We start from the raw sequence: 16,243 nt of genomic DNA, 5'->3' as shown, positions 1-16,243 counted from the left end.
GTGCCCGCGCGGCCGCCGTCGAGCCAGGGCGGACCAAGCCGAAGGGCGATCCGGACGCAATAGGGATAAAAAGGGTGAACCACGGATAGTCAGCCACAGATTGCCCCCTGGGGCTGGCACGCTCCAACGGAAGGGCGGACAGCGTGACGCGACCGAGGATTCTCGTGGTGGGCGCCGGATTCGCCGGCGTGGCCTGCGTACGGCGGCTCGAACGGCGGCTCGCGGAGCGGGAGGCGCAGATCGCGCTGCTCTCGCCGTTCTCGTACCAGCTGTACCTGCCACTGCTCCCCCAGGTGGCGGCGGGGGTGCTGACCCCGCAGTCGGTCGCGCTGTCGTTGCGGCGCAGCGAGCGGCACCGTACCCGGATCGTGCCCGGTGGCGTGGTCGGGGTGGACACGGCGGCGAAGGTCTGTGTGGTGCGGACGATCTCCGGTGAGTACGTGACCGAGCCGTACGACCATCTCGTCCTTGCGCCCGGCAGCGTGACCCGCAGCTTCGACATCCCGGGGCTCGCCGAGCACGCGCGCGGGATGAAGACGCTCGCGGAGGCCGTGTACATCCGCGACCACGTCATCGCCCAGCTGGACCTGGCGGACGCGAGCACCGACGAGGAGGAACGAGCCGCGCGGCTGCGGTTCGTGGTCGTCGGCGGCGGTTACGCGGGCACCGAGACAGCGGCCTGCCTCCAGCAGCTCACCTGTAACGCGGTGAAGCGGTACCCCCGGATCGACCCGAAGCTGATCAAGTGGCATCTGGTGGACATCGCGCCGAAGCTGATGCCCGAGCTGGGCGACAAGCTGGGCGCCGCCGCGATGAACATCCTGACCAAGCGCGGCATCGAGGTGTCGCTCGGGGTGTCGGTGGGCTCGGTGGACGAGAAGACGGTGACCCTCACGGACGGGCGGGTGCTGCCGAGCCGGACACTGATCTGGACGGCCGGGGTGGCGGCGAGTCCGCTGATCGGCACGCTGGGCGTGGAGACCCTGCGGGGCCGGGCCGTCGTCTCGGCGGAGATGGCGGTGCCGGGGCTCGACGGGGTGTGGGCGCTGGGTGACGCGGCGGCCGTGCCGGACCTGGCCAAGGGCGAGGCGGGTGCGATCTGTCCGCCGACCGCGCAGCACGCGATGCGGCAGGGGAAGGCCGTCGCGGACAATCTGGTCTCGACGCTGCGCGGCGAGGCGACCCACCCGTACCGGCACAAGGACCTGGGGCTCGTGGTGGACCTCGGCGGCATGGACGGGGTCTCGAAGCCGCTCGGTGTGGAACTGCACGGGATGCCGGCGCAGGCCGTGGCCCGGGCCTACCACTGGGGGGCCCTGCGGACCAATGTGGCCAAGACCCGGGTGATGACGAACTGGCTGCTGAACGCGGTGGCCGGGGACGACTTCGTACGGACGGGGTTCCTGGCGTCGAAGGCGGGCACCCTGCGGGACTTCGAGTACACCGACGCGTATCTGACGCCGGAGCAGGTCCGGGAGCACACGGCATCGTTCCGTGGGGCTGTCGGAACGGGCGGGCGTTGAGGCCCGGATCGGAGCGCGACGCCCCCGGCTCCGGGCACTGAGGCCGCATCAGGCCCGGCGCCCCCGGGACCGGGCGCTGAGGCGCGCGTCAGGCCCGGCGCCCCCGCACCGGAGCGACGGCCCCCGCACGGGGCCCGACGCCCCGGCACAGGAGCCGAGGCCCCGGATCGGGGGCCCGCCGCCCCGGGGTCCGGGCGCTCAGCGCCCGAGCGCGGGGGCCGGGCCCATGACGACGACGGGTTCCCTGGACGGGTCGAGGGCGCGCAGCAGTTCGCGCAGATCCTCGCGTTCCAGCGCCACGCACGCCTGGGTGGGTCCGCCGTGGTCGACGTGGATCCAGACCCCGCCACCCTTCCCCGGCCCGAGCGGGCGTTCCTTGTCGAGCGGGGTACGGCCGGGTACGCGGTTGTAGTCGATGGCGATCACGTGGTCGAAGGAGCCTTCGAGGGATTCGCCGGAGAAGCCGGTGCCGCTGATGGCGAACTCCCTGTCCTGGTCGTACGGGATACGGGCGCCGGGATCGGGCAGTCGGCCGCCGGCGTCGCCGATCCGGAAGACCCCGATCGGGGTGCGCAGGTCGCCGGCGACGTGGTCCTCGGTCCAGCCCCGGAGCGCGTTGTGGGCGGGCCACGGTCCGGCGGCCGCGGTCCAGCGGCCGCCGGGGGCCCGTTCGTACAGCGTCGCGGTGGCCGTGTTGTCGTCGGCGGTGGTGCCGGTGACGACGAGGGCCTGGGTGGTGCCGTCGGGGACGAGGGCGTGGGTGGCGGGGCCGATACCGGGGATCCGGGGCGCGGGGGCCGGGGCGGAGGAGGGGCTGCTCGCCGACTGCCCCGGACCGCCCACCTCGCCGGCCGCTCGGGGTGGCGCGCCCGCGGGGCGGGAGTCACCGACGGCGGGCGGGGCCGAGGTGGGCGGCCCGGCGGGCGCGGGGTCGGACGGCGCGGTACTCGCGCAGCCGGTGAGCAACAGGGCCGCGCACAGCGTGCCGGCGCTCAGCAGGGCGGGTGCGCCCTTGCGGACGGACATGGACGGATCCTCCTGGCCGGGGGCAGTGCTGCGATCCGTACCCGTTCGGCGGGCGGCACTACGGCCCCACCGACGCCCTCACCCGTACGGCGGCGTCTGGTTGTCCGACCGGGCGACACGGTGCCGTTCGTGACACTGTCGCTGACCCGGACCCAGGTGATCTGACGAGCCGTCAGATTATTGGGTCGCGGGTCTGGGAACCTTCGGGGCCCGGCGTTACCCTCCGCGCATGATTCGGACGGTGGTGTGGGGTACCGGAAATGTGGGGCGTGCGGCGATCCGTGCCGTGGACGCGCATCCAGGGCTTGAGCTCGTGGCCGTGCTCGTCTCCGATCCGGCGAAGGTCGGGCGGGACGCGGGGTGGCTCGCGGGGCTCGGTCGCGATCTCGGGGTGGTGGCCGTCGACGACGTCGGTGCGGTGCTCGGCGGGCGGCCCGGGGCGGTGGTGTACGCGGCTTCCGGCGACACCCGGCCCGACGGGGCGCTCGACGACGTGGCGCGTGCGGTGCGGGCGGGCGCGGTGGTCGTGACGCCGGCGCTCTATCCGCTGTACGACCAGCGCAACGCGCCGCCCGAGTTCCGGAATCCGGTGCTCGCGGCCGTCGCCGAGGGGGGCGGTTCGCTGTTCGTTTCGGGCGTCGACCCCGGCTGGGGCAACGACGTGCTGCCGCTGCTCGTGAGCGGGCTCGGCAGCACCGTGGACGTGATCCGCTGTCAGGAGATCTTCGACTACTCGACGTACGAGCAGGAGGAGTCGGTCCGGGACCTCATCGGGATGGGCCGGCCGATGGCGTACGAGCCGCCGATGCTGCTGCCGTCGGTGCCGACGATGGTGTGGGGCGGGCAGATACGCCTGATGGCCCGCGCGCTCGGCGCCGAGCTCGACGAGATCCGCGAGACGGTGGACCGGCGTCCGCTGGAGTCGACCGTGAAGACCCGCACGATGGGCCTCTTCGAGGCGGGCACGCAGGGCGCGATCCGCTTCGAGGTGCAGGGGATCGTCGACGGGGTGCCGCGGATCGTGATCGAGCACGTGACCCGCATCCATCCGTCCTGCGCGCCGGACTGGCCGGTCCCGCCGGACGGGGCGGGGGCGCACCGCGTGATCGTCGAGGGCAGCCCCCGGATCGAGGTGACGGTGGCCGCGACCGCCGAGGGCGAGAACCGGTCGGCGGGCGGGAACGCCACGGCGGTGGGTCGGCTCGTGGGGGCGATCGACTGGCTGGTGGCGGCGGAGCCGGGACTGTACGACGCGCTGGACGTGCCGTTGCGGCCGGCGGTCGGGAAGCTGGGAAGGAGACCACGGTGATCATCGACATTCCCGAGGACCAGGAGCCGATCGGGTACGTGTGGGGCGACATGGTCCCGGAGATCGGCACGGCGGCGGCGAACTTCTCGCTGTCGGTGTACGCCCATACGACCCTGGGGCTGCGCGAGTTCGAGGCGGCGAGGCTGCGGATCGCGCAGATCAACGGCTGCGGCTTCTGTCTGGACTGGCGTACCGACCGGGACGGCGAGAAGGTCGAGGACGGCTTCGACGCGGTCGTCGCCGCGTGGCGGGAGACGGAGGTCTCGGAGGCCTTCGACGAGCGGACCCGGCTCGCGGCCGAGTACGCCGAGCGGTACGCGCTCGACCACCACGGTCTGGACGAGGAGTTCTGGGACCGGATGACGACGCGGTACAGCCAGGCGGAGATCGTGGAGCTGACCATGAGCCTGGGCTCGTGGCTGGCGTTCGGGCGGCTCAACCGGGTGCTGGGGCTCGACACCGTGTGCGTACTGCCGACGCACTGAGGGCACGGGCGCGGGCCTGAGTGTGGGGATCGGGCCGGCCGGGAGAACCCGGCCGGCCCGCCCCGCCCCCGTCGGCCGGCAGAAGTCGTCACCCGTCAGAAGTCCTCGGCGACGATCCGTTCGATGTTGCGTTCGGCGAGGGCCGTGATGGTGACGAACGGGTTGACGCTGGCGTTGCCGGGGACGAGGGCGCCGTCGATGACGTACAGGCCGGTGTAGCCGTGGAGCCGCCCGTGGTTGTCGGTCGCGCGGCCCAGGACCGCGCCGCCGAGCGGGTGGTACGTGAGGTGGTCGCCCCAGATCTTGTACGCGCCGAAGAGGTCGGTGCGGTAGATCGTGCCCTCCTTGGCATTGATCTTGTCGAAGATGGTCTTCGCGGCGTCGATGGAGGTCTGCTTCCAGGCCCGGTCCCAGCTCAGGTCGACCTTGCCGGTGGCCGCGTTCCAGGTGAACTCGGCCCGGTGGGGGGTCTTGGTGATGGAGAGGTAGAAGGAGGCGTAGGTCTCGATGCCGGTGGGCAGCGGGGCGACCTCGGCGAAGGCGCCGCCGGCGTCCCAGTTGTCGATGCCTGCGGTGGGCATCGCCGACTGGAGTTTGCCGGTCGCGTCCCACATGTGGTTGGCGCGGCCGCACATGACGTTGCCGTTGTCGCCCCAGCCCTTGCCGATCTGGTCGTTGAGGGCGGGGAGCGCGCCGGTGGCCTTGAGGCGGGTGAGGAGCTTGCTCGTCCCGACGCTTCCGGCGGCGAAGAAGACCTTGTCGGCGGTGACGGTCTTGCTCGCGAGGGTGGCGCCTGTGGTGTCGATCTGGTCGACGGTGACGGTGTAGCCGCCGCCGGGCGCGGGGGTGACGGAGGTGACCTTGTGCAGCGCGGAGACGGTGACGCGGCCGGTGGCGGCGGCCTGGGCGAGGTAGGTCTTCTGGAGCGTCTTCTTGCCGGCGTTGTTGCCGTAGATGACCTCGCCGTCGAGGGCCGACTTCGGTACGGCTCCGGCGGCCTCCCGCTTCATGTACTCCCAGTCGTAGACGTTCGGGACGAAGACGAAGGGGAAGCCGGAGCGTTGGGCGTGCTTGCGGCCGACGCGGGCGTACTGGTAGCAGGCGGTGCCCTCCCACCATGCCTCGTCCACGGCGGTGACGCCGAGACCGGCGTTGGCGCGCGGGTAGTAGGTCGAGTACATCTCCCCCGCGTCGACGGTGGGCAGGATGGCGGCGAAGTTCTCGCGGCGGGGGGTGACGGCCATGCCGCCGTTCACGAGGGAGCCGCCGCCGACGCCACGGCCCTGGTAGACGGTGATGCCGGCGAAGTCCTCGGCGTCGAGGATGCCGGTGTGGCGGGGGACGTCCTTGTCGAGGGGGAAGCCGAGGAAGTTGCTCAGGGGCTGCTTGGTGCGGGTCCGCAGCCAGAAGGAGCGGTAGTCGGGCCGGGTGGTGTTGGCGAAGATCTTGCCGTCGGATCCGGGAGTGTCCCAGGCCATGCCCATCTCGACCATGTGGACGGGGACGCCCGCACGGGCCAGCCGGAGGGCGGCGACGGAGCCGCCGTACCCGGTGCCGATGACGAGGGCGCGGACGTGCGCGCCGGTGGGGAGGGGGGTGCTGGGGATGGCGGTGAGGCCGGTGTCGGCGTGGGCGGGGGCGGCGTGGGCGGCGAGGGCCGCGGCGCCGAGAAGGGAACCTGTTCCTGTGAGGAACCGGCGACGGTTGACGCCGCCGGTTCCCAGGGCAGGCAGGGAGCGTTCACTCATGTGACGTTCCTCACTCGTGAGCGAATGGGAACATGTTCTACTGTCGGCGACCGGGGAAGTCACGAGAAACCGACGGGTAACTTCATCGGGGTGTCAAGGCCCCGGGGGCGCCGGTGAGGCGTTCGGGGGTGAGCAGCTCGGCGAGCCGGGAGGCAGGCAGCAGGCCCTTCTCCAGGGTGAGTTCGACGACCCCGCGGCCGGTGGCGAGGGCTTCTTGCGCGATGGCCGTGGCGGCGGTGTAGCCCAGGTGCGGGTTGAGCGCGGTGGCGAGGCCGATGGAGTTCTCGACGGCGGCCCTGAGCGCCTCGGTGTTGGCGGTGATGCCGCTGACACAGCGTTCGGCGAGGGTCAGGCAGGCGGCGCGCAGGGAGAGGAGGCTCTTCGAGAGCGCGTGGAAGATGACCGGTTCGAAGGCGTTGAGCTGGAGCTGGCCCGCCTCGGCGGCCATGGTGATGGTGATGTCGTTGCCGATCACCTCGAAGGCGACCTGGTTGACGACCTCGGGGATCACCGGGTTGACCTTGCCGGGCATGATGCTGGAACCGGCCTGGACCGGCGGCAGGTTGATCTCGTTGAGGCCCGCGCGCGGCCCGGAGGAGAGCAGCCGCAGGTCGTTGCAGGTCTTCGAGAGCTTCACCGCGATGCGCTTGAGGACGCCGGAGAGCTGGACGAAGGCGCCGCAGTCCTGGGTGGCCTCGATCAGGTTGACGGAGGTCACGAGCGGCAGGCCGGTCAGTTCGGCGAGGTTGCGGCGGGCGGTCTCGGCGTAGCCGGGGGCGGCGTTGAGGCCGGTGCCGATGGCGGTGGCCCCGAGGTTGATCTCGTGGATGAGTTCGACGGCCTCGGCGAGCCGGCAGCGGTCCTCCTCCAGCATCACGGCGTACGTGGAGAACTCCTGGCCCAGCGTCATGGGCACCGCGTCCTGGAGCTGGGTGCGGCCCATCTTCACGACCTCGCGGAACTCCAGGGCCTTGGCGGCGAAGGCGTCCTGGAGTACGGCCATGGCCTTGAGCAGTTCGCGGGCCGCGCCGATCGCCGCGATGCGGATCGCGGTCGGGTAGACGTCGTTGGTCGACTGGCCGAGGTTGACGTCCTCGTTGGGGTGGAGACGGTCGTAGTCGCCCTTGGTGTGACCGAGGAGTTCGAGGGCGCGGTTGGCGACGACCTCGTTGGCGTTCATGTTGGTGGAGGTCCCGGCGCCGCCCTGGACGACGTCGACGACGAACTGGTCGTGGAGGTGTCCCGTACGGATCTCCCGGCAGGCGCCGGCGATGGCGCCGGCCTTGTCGGCGGGGAGGAGCCCGAGCTCCTCGTTGGCGCGGGCCGCGGCCTCCTTGACGGCGGCGAGCGCGTCGATGAGCAGCGGGTAGACGGAGATCGGGGTGCCGGTGACGGTGAAGTTCTCGGTGGCGCGCAGGGTGTGGACGCCCCAGTAGGCGTCGGCGGGCACGTCCCGGTCCCCGAGCAGATCATGCTCACGACGGACGGGAGCGGGGTGCGGGGCGGGGGCGGGGAGCATGGTTGCCGTCCTTGGGGCGTGGGGCGCGAGGGGCTGTCGCGGCGAAGGAGGGAGGAGTGCCGCCGGGGGCACGGGGGCCGGGGCCGTCACGTTCCGAGCGCACGACAGCCCGTGGCACACGTACGCGCGTGTACGTCGACGTGCGGGCGCGCGAGGCTGCCCGGGCGGGCTCGGGACCGTACGGCAGTGGCAGCAGGATTCCGACAGCTGGGGTTGGCTCCGGCTCGCGGGCGGGCGGGGGGGGGTGCGCCGCCCGCGAGCCGGGGTTCTGGGGTGCCGGTCAGGGTCTGTCAGGCCCTGGCGCGGCGGACACGTCCTACGCGCGTGCGGCGACTGCCGAGGCCGAGCGGGAGGCGCCGGTGGCGAGTGCCGGTTCCACGCGGACCGGCCCTTCGAGGAGGCGGCGCAGGAGGGCGGTGCCGCGGGCCGGGTCGCCCGCGGCGCCGTCGGCGAGGAGCGTGGCGAGGACGGCGATCCGGGCCTGGGCGGCGCGGAGCGTGCCGGTGAGCAGCGCTCCGGCGGCGACGAGGTCGACGGCGCCGCCGCCGGTGTAGATCTCGGCGAGCGGGCCCGCGGGGACCCGGGTGGTCACGGCGACGAGGACGCCCTCGGCGACCGCGTCGGCCACGGCGGCGACGATCTCGGGGGTGGCGTTGCCCGCGCCGGTCGCTTCGAGGACGATGCCCCGGGCGCCGGCGGCGACGGCCGCGTTCAGCAGGAACGGGTCGCCGTCGGAGTGGTGGGTGACGATGTCGACGCGGGGCAGCGGGGCGGGCCCGGGGGCGCCGGGGGTCGCCGTGTGCGCGGCGGCGGGGAGCGGCAGCGGCGTGGGGCGCTCAGGCTGTCGCTCGATGTCGACGCGGGAGAACCCGACGCGGCCCAGGCGTTCGGCCGACGGGTCGGAGAAGGCGTCGGCGGCGAGCGTCTGGCTCTTGACGGTGCCTCGGGCGGCGTGGACCCGGCCGTCGAAGACGACGAGGACGCCGAGGTCGCTGACGGTGCAGGCGACCTGGAGCGCGTCGTACAGGTTGCCGGGGCCGTCACCGTCGCCGGTGCCGAAGGGGCGCTGGGCTCCGGTGAGGACGACCGGGCGGACGTCGGTGTGGTGGAGGTCCAGGAGGAAGGCGGTCTCCTCCAGGGTGTCGGTGCCGTGGGTGACCACGATGCCGTCGACGCCGGGGTCGGCGAGGGTCTCGTGCACGGTGCGCAGGAGGGCCAGCTGGTGGGCCGCGGTCATACGGGAGCTGTTGACGTTGAACAGGTCGACGATCTCGACGGTGACGCCCTCGGGGAGGGGGGCGGTGGCCATGACGTCACTGCCGGAGGCGTCGGCGGCGTAGCCGGTGCCCTGCCAGCGGCTCGCGATCGTGCCGCCGGTGCTGATGACGACGATCCGGCGCGCTCCCCCGTCGTTCGTCCGCTTCATGCCTGCCGTCCTTACTCGTACCGAAATCGCCGTGCGCCGCAACGATAGGGCAGAAGGCGCGCAAGACGATTGCGAAATCGGCCGACGGAAGGTTTCAGCGTGGTAGATAATTGCGCCATGGACCGAATCGATCTCCATATCTTGCGCGAGCTCCAGAACGACGGCCGGCTGAGCAACCAGGAGCTGGCCCAGCGGGTGGGCCTCAGCCCCTCGCCCTGTCTGCGCCGGGTGCGCCAGCTGGAGCAGGACGGGGTGATCCAGGGCTACCGGGCGATCATCGACCCGGACGCGGTGGGGCGCGGGTTCGAGGTCCTCGTCTCGGTCGAGGTGCGGCGGGACCGGGAGACGGTCGAGGCCTTCGAGGCGGCACTGCAGGACGTGCCGGACGTCATCGAGGCGTACCGGCTGTTCGGGAGCCCGGGGTGCCTCCTCCGGATCGCGGTGGCCGACCTCGCGGCGTACGAACGGCTGTGGATCGAGCGACTGACGACGCTCGCCGGGGTCACCGAGGTCAACTCGCAGATCATCATGAAGCGCATCAAGGAGCCGAAGGGGATGCCGGTGGACGTTCGGGGCGCCTGACCCGCCCGGACGGAGACGGCGCACGTCCCGCTTCCGGGCGCGGCTCCCGCGTATGCGAGAACGTCACAGAAAATCCTCCTCCCGGTTACACGGCCGGTCCCCTCGCCGTGTCACGCTCCCGGCTGACAAGAAGTCAACACGCGTAGAACCCGGAGCCGTTGAGCGGGCCCCGTGTACCTTCGCGTGACGTCCCCGGGAAAGGGCACCCCCCATGTCCGTTGCACAGACCGGCCGCTGGAAGGCGTGGACGGCATCCATAGCCGCCGCCCTCGTCACCCTCACCCTTCCGACGGTCACCGCGACTCCCGCGAGCGCCACGACCACCGCGTACGACAGCACGTACTACAAGAACGCGATCGGCAAGACCGGCACGAGCCTCAAGTCCTCGCTGCACACGATCATCAGCAGCCAGACCAAGATCTCGTACGACGCGGTCTGGAACGCCCTGAAGGTCACCGACCAGGACCCCGGCAACGCCAACAACGTGACCCTGCTCTACAGCGGTGTCTCGCGCAGCAAGTCCCTCAACGGCGGTGACGTGGGCGACTGGAACCGCGAGCACGTGTGGGCGCAGTCCCACGGGAGCTTCGGCACCTCCGCCGGCCCCGGCACCGACCTGCACCACCTGCGCGCCTGCGACGTCCAGGTCAACAGCATCCGCGGCAACAAGGACTGGGACACCGGCGGCAGCCCGGTCAGCGGCGCCTCCGGCAGCTACACGGACAGCAACTCGTTCGAGCCGCGCAACGCCGACAAGGGCGACGTGGCCCGGATGATCCTCTACATGGCCGTCCGCTACGAGGGCGACGACGCCTGGGCCGACCTGGAGCCCAACGAGTCGACCAGCAACGGCAGCGTCCCCTGGCACGGCCGCCTCTCGATCCTGAAGCAGTGGAACGAGCAGGACCCGCCGAGCGCCTTCGAGGAGCGTCGCAACGACCTGATCTTCCACACCTACCAGGGCAACCGGAACCCGTTCATCGACCACCCGGAGTGGGTCGAGGCGATCTGGTAGCCCGACCACGTCGGAACCGAACGGAGCCGGGCCGGGCTCGCCGCACCCGGCCCGGCTCCGTGCATGTCGGCCGTGCATGTCGGCCGTGGATGTCGACCCGCGCATGTCGACCCGTACGCCTGACCGCTTCCGGCGCCTTCAAACGCCAAACGGCGGATGTTCTCACGCTCTTCGAGTAGACGTAGGACACACCTCAGAGGCGTTATGCATACGTTATAAACGGTGACTTTGACCCGTTTTGCGCGCCTTTGCCGTGTGGCGAAGTAGTCATTCCAGCCACTTGAATCGCCAGAGCATCTATCACGTTCCGTCGCCCGGAACAAGCCCTCAGCCCCAGGAAGTTCCGAGGCTCACTCGGTAGCTTCGGCGCCCATGACCACAGCTCACATGACAGCCCAGGTCGACGGCCTCCGCATCGGCCCCGCCGGGATCGACGACGGCGCCGCACTCTGGCGGATCGCACGCGGCTCGGGGGAACTGGACCTCAACTCGCCCTACAGCTATCTGCTGTGGTGCCGCGATTTCGCCGACACGACCGCCGTCGCCCGTGCCGCCTCCGGACGCCCGGTCGGCTTCGTCACCGGCTACCTGCGGCCGGAGTCGCCCGAGACGCTCTTCGTCTGGCAGGTCGCCGTGGAGGGTTCGCACCGCGGAAGCGGGGTAGCCGGGTCCCTGCTCGACGCCCTGACCACTCGGGTCGCGGCCGAGCACGGAGTCAGCCGAGTCGAGGCCACCGTCACCCCGGGGAACCTCGCCTCCGACCGGCTGTTCCGGTCCTACGCGCGTCGGCACGGCGCGGACCTGACGCAGGAGGTGCTGTTCCCTTCGGCCGCCTTCCCCGCGGCAGGACACGAGTCCGAGGTGCTGTACCGCATCGGCCCCCTCGGCCCCTCGGCGTCCTGAGCCGGTCTCCCGGCACCCTCCGCCGTCGTCCGCACGCACCACGCACCCGAACCACACCTGGAGAAGAGACTCCGTGACCCTGATCGACATCGCCGCCCCTTCCGTCTTCGAGGCCCTCGAATCCGAGGTCCGCAGCTACTGCCGCGCCTGGCCCGTCGTCTTCGAACGTGCCAGTGGCAGCCGGCTGTACGACGAGCACGGGCGTCCGTACCTCGACTTCTTCGCCGGCGCGGGCTCACTCAACTACGGCCACAACAACCCCGTCCTCAAGCGGGCCCTCCTGGACTACCTCGCCGACGACGGGATCACCCACGGTCTCGACATGTCGACGACCGCCAAACGCGACTTCCTCGAGACCTTCCACGAGACGGTCCTCGAACCCCGCGCCCTGCCCTACAAGGTGATGTTCCCCGGCCCCACCGGCACCAACGCCGTGGAGGCCGCCCTGAAGCTCGCCCGCAAGGTCACCGGGCGCCAGACCGTCGTCTCCTTCACCAACGCCTTCCACGGGATGTCGCTCGGCTCGCTGGCCGTCACCGGCAACGCCGCCAAGCGCGCCGGAGCGGGCGTCCCGCTGCACCACGCCATCCGGATGCCCTTCGACGACTACCTCGACGGTCAGGTCCCCGACTTCCTCTGGTTCGAGCGGCTCCTCGGCGACGCCGGCTCCGGCCTCGACCACCCGGCGGCCGTGATCGTCGAGACGGTCCAGGGCGAGGGCGGCATCAACGTCGCACGGGCCGAGTGGCTGCGCGGGCTCGCGGAGCTCTGCCGCCGGCACGACATGCTCCTGATCGTCGACGACATCCAGATGGGCTGCGGGCGCACCGGCGACTTCTTCTCCTTCGAGGAGGCCGGCATCACGCCGGACATCGTCACCCTGTCCAAGTCGATCAGCGGCTACGGCCTCCCGATGGCCCTCTGCCTGTTCCGGCAGGAGCTCGACGTGTGGGAGCCCGGCGAGCACAACGGGACCTTCCGCGGCAACAACCCCGCCTTCGTCACCGCCACGGCCGCTCTCGACGCCCACTGGCGCGACGGCGCCCTGCGCGAGCGCACCCTGAGCCGGGCCGGCCGGGTGGAGAGCGCCCTCCTCGACCTGTGCGGGGACGGCGGGCGCATGGGCGTCTCGGTCCGCGGGCGCGGAATGGTGTGGGGTCTGGAGTTCGCCGACGGGGACCGCGCCGCGGCGGTGTGCCGGCGCGCCTTCGAGACCGGGCTGCTCGTCGAGACCTCGGGTCCGAGCGGCGAGGTGGTCAAACTGCTGCCGCCGCTGACCGCCACGGACGAGGACCTCGACGAGGGTCTCGGCATCCTGGCCCGTTCGGTCCGCCACACCGCCTGACCCCACCGGACCCGCCCCGCACACGCGACAAGCAGCACGCACCGAGCACGCACCGAAAGGCAGCACCCCATGATCGTCCGTTCCTTCGACGAGCTGGAGAACACCGAGCGGCACGTGAGGGCCGCCTCGGGCACGTGGGAGAGCAAGCGCATCCTCCTGGCCCGCGAGCGGGTCGGCTTCTCCCTCCACGAGACGGTGCTGTACGCAGGCACCGAGACGTCCATGTGGTACGCGCACCACGTCGAGGCCGTCGTCTGCACAGAGGGCGAGGCCGAGCTCACCGACCACGAGACGGGCCGCACGTACACGATCGTGCCCGGAACGATGTACCTGCTCGACGGGCACGAGCGCCACACCCTCAAGGTCAAGCGGGACTTCCGCTGCCTCTGCGTCTTCAACCCGCCCGTCACAGGACGCGAGGACCACGACGAGAACGGTGTCTACCCCCTGCTCACCGAGCCGGACGAGTCCGTCCGCGAAGAGAGCTGAGCCACGGCGCGGCACCCGACGACCGAACGACCCCGTACAGGAAGGAAGGCACGCTCCCTCATGACCTCCGCACCCACCCGCCCCGTCGACCTCTACCCCACCCGTGGCCCCAAGGAGCAGCTGATCGGCCGCAAGGACCCGGTCGTGTGGTCCGAGCCCGGCACGGCGGGGCCGTTCTGGGCCCGTGAACTGGAGGAGTACGACCGCGACGGCTTCGTCACGGTGGACGAACTCGTGGCCCCGCACGAGGTCGACGAGCTCCGGGCGGAGCTGAACCGGCTCGTGACCGATCCCGCCGTACGAACGGACGAACGGGCGATCGTCGAGCCCCGTTCCCAGGAGATACGTTCCGTCTTCGAGGTCCACCGCATCAGCGAGGTCTTCGCCAAGCTGGCCGAGGACCCGCGGATCGTGGGGCGCGCCCGGCAGATCCTCGGCTCGGACGTCTACGTCCACCAGTCGCGGGTCAACGTCAAGCCCGGCTTCGGCGCCAGCGGCTTCTACTGGCACTCCGACTTCGAGACCTGGCACGCAGAGGACGGCCTGCCGAGGATGCGGACCGTGTCGGTGTCGATCGCGCTCACCCCGAACCACACCACCAACGGCAGTCTGATGATCATGCCGGGTTCGCACCGCACCTTCCTCGGCTGCGAGGGTGCCACGCCCCAGGACAACTACAAGAAGTCGCTGCGGATGCAGGACGCCGGCATCCCGTCCGACGAGGCGCTGACCACCTTCGCCGACGCCTGCGGCATCCGCCACTTCACCGGCCCCGCGGGGTCCGCCACCTGGTTCGACTGCAACGCGCTGCACGGGTCGGGCGACAACATCACCCCGTACCCCCGGAGCAATGTGTTCCTCGTCTTCAACAGCGTCGAGAACCAGCCCGAGGCGCCGTTCGCCGCACCGGTCCGGCGGCCCTCCTTCATCGCCACGCGCCCGTGAGAACGGCCGCCCGGGAGCGCACCCGCACGTTCCCGAGCCGGATCCGACGACAGTTCCGATGACAGTCGGGATCCGATGACAGCCGAGAGGGGTGTACGGCTCAGCCGTACACCCCTCGGTCGTTCCTCCGTGGCCTTTCAGTCGTCCGTGCCCGGCTCGACCAGCCCTTCCCTGAGCCGGTTCAGGCTCCGGGCCAGAAGTCGCGAGACGTGCATCTGCGAGACGCCGAGCCGCTCGCCGATCTGCGTCTGGGTCAGCTCCTCGACGAAGCGGAGATGCAGCAGCACCCGGTCGCGTTCCTCGAGGGCCTCCACGAGCGGGGCGAGGGTGTGGAAGTCCTCGAACAGCTCGATCGCCGGGTCCTCCTGGCCGATGAGGTCGGCCAGGGCCGCGTCGTCGTCCTCGCTGTCGGGGCCGCCGATCGTGGCGTCGAGGGACGTGGAGTTGTAGCCGTTGGCGGCCACCTGGGCCTCGACGACCTCGTCCTCGGACAGCTCCATGAGCGGCGCCAGCTCCGCGACGCTGGGGGCCCGGCCGAGCCGCGAACTCAGCTCGTCGGTCGCCTTCGCCAGCTCCACCCGCGCCTCCTGGAGCCGGCGGGGCACGTGCACCGCCCAGGTGGTGTCACGGAAGAACCGCTTGATCTCACCCACGATGTACGGCACGGCGAAGGTGGCGAACTCCACCTCGCGCGACAGGTCGAAGCGGTCGATCGCCTTGATCAGGCCGACCATGCCGACCTGGACGATGTCCTCCATCTCGTCGCCCCGCGCGCGGAACCGCCCGGCCGCGTACCGGACGAGCGACATGTTCATCTCGATCAGCGTGTTCCGTACGTACTGATGGCCTTCCGTGCCCTCCTCCCGTACCGCCAGTTCACGGAAGAACATCTTCGACAGGGCACGCGCGTCCTGGGGCGCGAGACGGTGGGGTGCGTCGAGAACCGGCAGGTCCTCACGCGTACCGTTCGTCACGTACGTCGTCGTCGCCTGGGCCGGCTGGGTCCGCACGGGATCAACCTCCTCCTGCTCGCGGTCAGTTCAGCGATCCTGGTTCTCGTACCCCCGACTGCCGTAGGCACTCCACTCCATTCGGGCCCTTTCCTCCTGGGGGGGCGGGAGGCATCAGGTGGTGAGGAACGGGCAGGCGAACCCTGTCACCTGATGACGAACCAGGAAGAAAGGGACTCGTGATGAAGATCCGGAGCGACATCCTGTCCCGGGCGACCGCCCCGCACGGCGCGGGGTACGGCGGATCGTCCCCGGTCCGTACACCGGCCCAGGCGCGGCAGCTCGTCCGCCACGCGCTCGCGGCTCTCGGCCCCCTGCATCCCTCCCAGGTGGAGGATCTGCTCCTCGTCACCTCGGAGCTGGTCACGAACTCGCTCCGCCACGGAGGCGGGGTCACCGGCTTCGGGATCAGGGTCGGGCCGGACCGTGTGACCGTGTCCGTGGCCGACGCCAGCGGGGTTCCCCCGGTCCCCCAGCCCCGCGAGGAACTGCGTCCCGGCGGCTACGGCTGGCCGATCGTGCTGCGGCTGTGCCGTGAGGTGTCCGTGGACACCCGCCCGGGTGGCAAGACCATCCACGCGACGGTGACGATCGACCGATGAGCGGGCCCGCCGCGGGAGAGCCGCGCGAGAGACGCGAAAGACGCGAAAGAGGGGTGGGGGCGGCCCGGGCGGGGGCCCCCCCCCCCCCCGGGCGCCCGCGCGGGGGGGGGGGGGGGCCCAGCCCAGTCAAAAAGTAACGCGCGCGGGTGTTTTTTTGTCGGGGGGGGGGGGGGGCCCCCCCCCGGGGGGGGGGGGCGGGGCCCCCGGGGGGGGGGGGGGGGGGGGGGGGGCGCGCGCCCCCGCCGGCGCGGTGACGGGGGGGGTCAGGCCGGGAGCAGGTCCTGCGGGACGCGCACCTGGCGGGGGGTGGACAGGC

General features: G+C 71.4%; 15 protein-coding genes. 10 read left to right on the top strand and 5 right to left on the bottom strand.

Annotated features, from left to right (window positions below; translation table 11 throughout):
• Positions 1–143 precede the first annotated feature (143 nt).
• A complete protein-coding gene (locus ACIRB7_RS29425; protein ID WP_403604431.1) occupies positions 144–1,523 on the top strand; it encodes an NAD(P)/FAD-dependent oxidoreductase in 1,380 nt (459 codons plus the stop codon).
• 198 nt (positions 1,524–1,721) lie between these two features.
• On the opposite strand, the gene ACIRB7_RS29420 is transcribed toward ACIRB7_RS29425, so the two are convergent.
• Positions 1,722–2,549: a L,D-transpeptidase family protein gene (locus ACIRB7_RS29420; protein ID WP_403604428.1), complete on the bottom strand. Its 828-nt coding sequence runs from the start codon at positions 2,547–2,549 to the stop codon at positions 1,722–1,724.
• Positions 2,550–2,778: 229 nt separating this feature from the next.
• Between ACIRB7_RS29420 and ACIRB7_RS29415 the strand changes: the two genes are divergently transcribed.
• Together ACIRB7_RS29415 and ACIRB7_RS29410 are read left to right on the top strand one after the other, a co-directional pair.
• Complete coding sequence (locus tag ACIRB7_RS29415) at positions 2,779–3,858, top strand: dihydrodipicolinate reductase (protein ID WP_403604425.1); 1,080 nt, start codon at positions 2,779–2,781, stop codon at positions 3,856–3,858.
• Positions 3,855–4,343 (top strand): carboxymuconolactone decarboxylase family protein, encoded by a 489-nt coding sequence (locus ACIRB7_RS29410; RefSeq protein ID WP_403604422.1) that lies wholly within the window; start codon positions 3,855–3,857, stop codon positions 4,341–4,343. Before ACIRB7_RS29415 ends, ACIRB7_RS29410 begins: the two co-directional genes overlap by 4 nt.
• Before the next feature lie 95 nt (positions 4,344–4,438).
• On the opposite strand, the gene ACIRB7_RS29405 is transcribed toward ACIRB7_RS29410, so the two are convergent.
• The 3 genes from ACIRB7_RS29405 to ACIRB7_RS29395 form a co-directional block, all read right to left on the bottom strand.
• Complete coding sequence (locus ACIRB7_RS29405) at positions 4,439–6,091, bottom strand: GMC oxidoreductase (RefSeq protein ID WP_403604419.1); 1,653 nt, start codon at positions 6,089–6,091, stop codon at positions 4,439–4,441.
• 82 nt (positions 6,092–6,173) lie between these two features.
• Entirely contained in the window at positions 6,174–7,610 is a 1,437-nt protein-coding gene (locus ACIRB7_RS29400; RefSeq protein WP_403604416.1) for an aspartate ammonia-lyase, read from the bottom strand.
• Positions 7,611–7,926: 316 nt separating this feature from the next.
• A complete protein-coding gene (locus ACIRB7_RS29395) occupies positions 7,927–9,036 on the bottom strand; it encodes an asparaginase (protein WP_403604413.1) in 1,110 nt (369 codons plus the stop codon).
• Positions 9,037–9,153: 117 nt separating this feature from the next.
• Here ACIRB7_RS29395 and ACIRB7_RS29390 point away from each other — a divergent pair, with 117 nt between their 5' ends.
• From ACIRB7_RS29390 to thpD, 6 genes are all read left to right on the top strand, one after another.
• Positions 9,154–9,618 carry an Lrp/AsnC family transcriptional regulator gene (locus ACIRB7_RS29390; protein ID WP_403604410.1) on the top strand — a complete coding sequence of 155 codons (465 nt, stop codon included), beginning with the start codon at positions 9,154–9,156 and terminating at the stop codon, positions 9,616–9,618.
• 211 nt (positions 9,619–9,829) lie between these two features.
• Positions 9,830–10,633 carry an endonuclease I family protein gene (locus tag ACIRB7_RS29385; protein WP_403604407.1) on the top strand — a complete coding sequence of 268 codons (804 nt, stop codon included), beginning with the start codon at positions 9,830–9,832 and terminating at the stop codon, positions 10,631–10,633.
• Between the two features lie 372 nt (positions 10,634–11,005).
• Positions 11,006–11,536, top strand: a complete 531-nt coding sequence (gene ectA / locus ACIRB7_RS29380) for a diaminobutyrate acetyltransferase (protein ID WP_403604404.1) — start codon at positions 11,006–11,008, stop codon at positions 11,534–11,536.
• A gap of 79 nt (positions 11,537–11,615) precedes the next feature.
• Positions 11,616–12,881 (top strand): diaminobutyrate--2-oxoglutarate transaminase, encoded by a 1,266-nt coding sequence (ectB, locus tag ACIRB7_RS29375; protein WP_403605037.1) that lies wholly within the window; start codon positions 11,616–11,618, stop codon positions 12,879–12,881.
• A gap of 69 nt (positions 12,882–12,950) precedes the next feature.
• Positions 12,951–13,370: an ectoine synthase gene (locus tag ACIRB7_RS29370; protein ID WP_351214300.1), complete on the top strand. Its 420-nt coding sequence runs from the start codon at positions 12,951–12,953 to the stop codon at positions 13,368–13,370.
• A 60-nt stretch (positions 13,371–13,430) separates the two neighbouring features.
• On the top strand, positions 13,431–14,315 hold the full coding sequence (thpD, locus tag ACIRB7_RS29365; protein ID WP_403604401.1) for an ectoine hydroxylase: 885 nt from the start codon (positions 13,431–13,433) through the stop codon (positions 14,313–14,315).
• 137 nt (positions 14,316–14,452) lie between these two features.
• Here the strand turns inward: thpD and ACIRB7_RS29360 are convergent, their stop codons facing one another.
• Positions 14,453–15,289: an RNA polymerase sigma factor SigF gene (locus ACIRB7_RS29360; protein WP_403605034.1), complete on the bottom strand. Its 837-nt coding sequence runs from the start codon at positions 15,287–15,289 to the stop codon at positions 14,453–14,455.
• Positions 15,290–15,507: 218 nt separating this feature from the next.
• Here ACIRB7_RS29360 and ACIRB7_RS29355 point away from each other — a divergent pair, with 218 nt between their 5' ends.
• On the top strand, positions 15,508–15,927 hold the full coding sequence (locus ACIRB7_RS29355; RefSeq protein WP_403604398.1) for an ATP-binding protein: 420 nt from the start codon (positions 15,508–15,510) through the stop codon (positions 15,925–15,927).
• Positions 15,928–16,243: the final 316 nt, after the last annotated feature.

The sequence above is a fragment of the Streptomyces sp. NPDC093795 genome (genome assembly GCF_044764665.1).
In the GTDB taxonomy this organism is placed as follows: domain Bacteria; phylum Actinomycetota; class Actinomycetes; order Streptomycetales; family Streptomycetaceae; genus Streptomyces.
Note: the sequence above shows the minus strand (reverse complement) of the source record. Positions and strands in the feature narration are given on the sequence as shown.

Coding starts and splice junctions, on each gene's coding strand:
- ACIRB7_RS29420 (WP_403604428.1), bottom strand. CDS start 2,549: ATGTCCGTCCGCAAGGGCGCACCCGCCCTGCTGAGCGCCGGCACGCTG.
- ectA (WP_403604404.1), top strand. CDS start 11,006: ATGACCACAGCTCACATGACAGCCCAGGTCGACGGCCTCCGCATCGGC.
- ACIRB7_RS29390 (WP_403604410.1), top strand. CDS start 9,154: ATGGACCGAATCGATCTCCATATCTTGCGCGAGCTCCAGAACGACGGC.
- ACIRB7_RS29385 (WP_403604407.1), top strand. CDS start 9,830: ATGTCCGTTGCACAGACCGGCCGCTGGAAGGCGTGGACGGCATCCATA.
- ACIRB7_RS29395 (WP_403604413.1), bottom strand. CDS start 9,036: ATGAAGCGGACGAACGACGGGGGAGCGCGCCGGATCGTCGTCATCAGC.
- thpD (WP_403604401.1), top strand. CDS start 13,431: ATGACCTCCGCACCCACCCGCCCCGTCGACCTCTACCCCACCCGTGGC.
- ACIRB7_RS29405 (WP_403604419.1), bottom strand. CDS start 6,091: ATGAGTGAACGCTCCCTGCCTGCCCTGGGAACCGGCGGCGTCAACCGT.
- ACIRB7_RS29400 (WP_403604416.1), bottom strand. CDS start 7,610: ATGCTCCCCGCCCCCGCCCCGCACCCCGCTCCCGTCCGTCGTGAGCAT.
- ACIRB7_RS29370 (WP_351214300.1), top strand. CDS start 12,951: ATGATCGTCCGTTCCTTCGACGAGCTGGAGAACACCGAGCGGCACGTG.
- ACIRB7_RS29415 (WP_403604425.1), top strand. CDS start 2,779: ATGATTCGGACGGTGGTGTGGGGTACCGGAAATGTGGGGCGTGCGGCG.
- ACIRB7_RS29355 (WP_403604398.1), top strand. CDS start 15,508: ATGAAGATCCGGAGCGACATCCTGTCCCGGGCGACCGCCCCGCACGGC.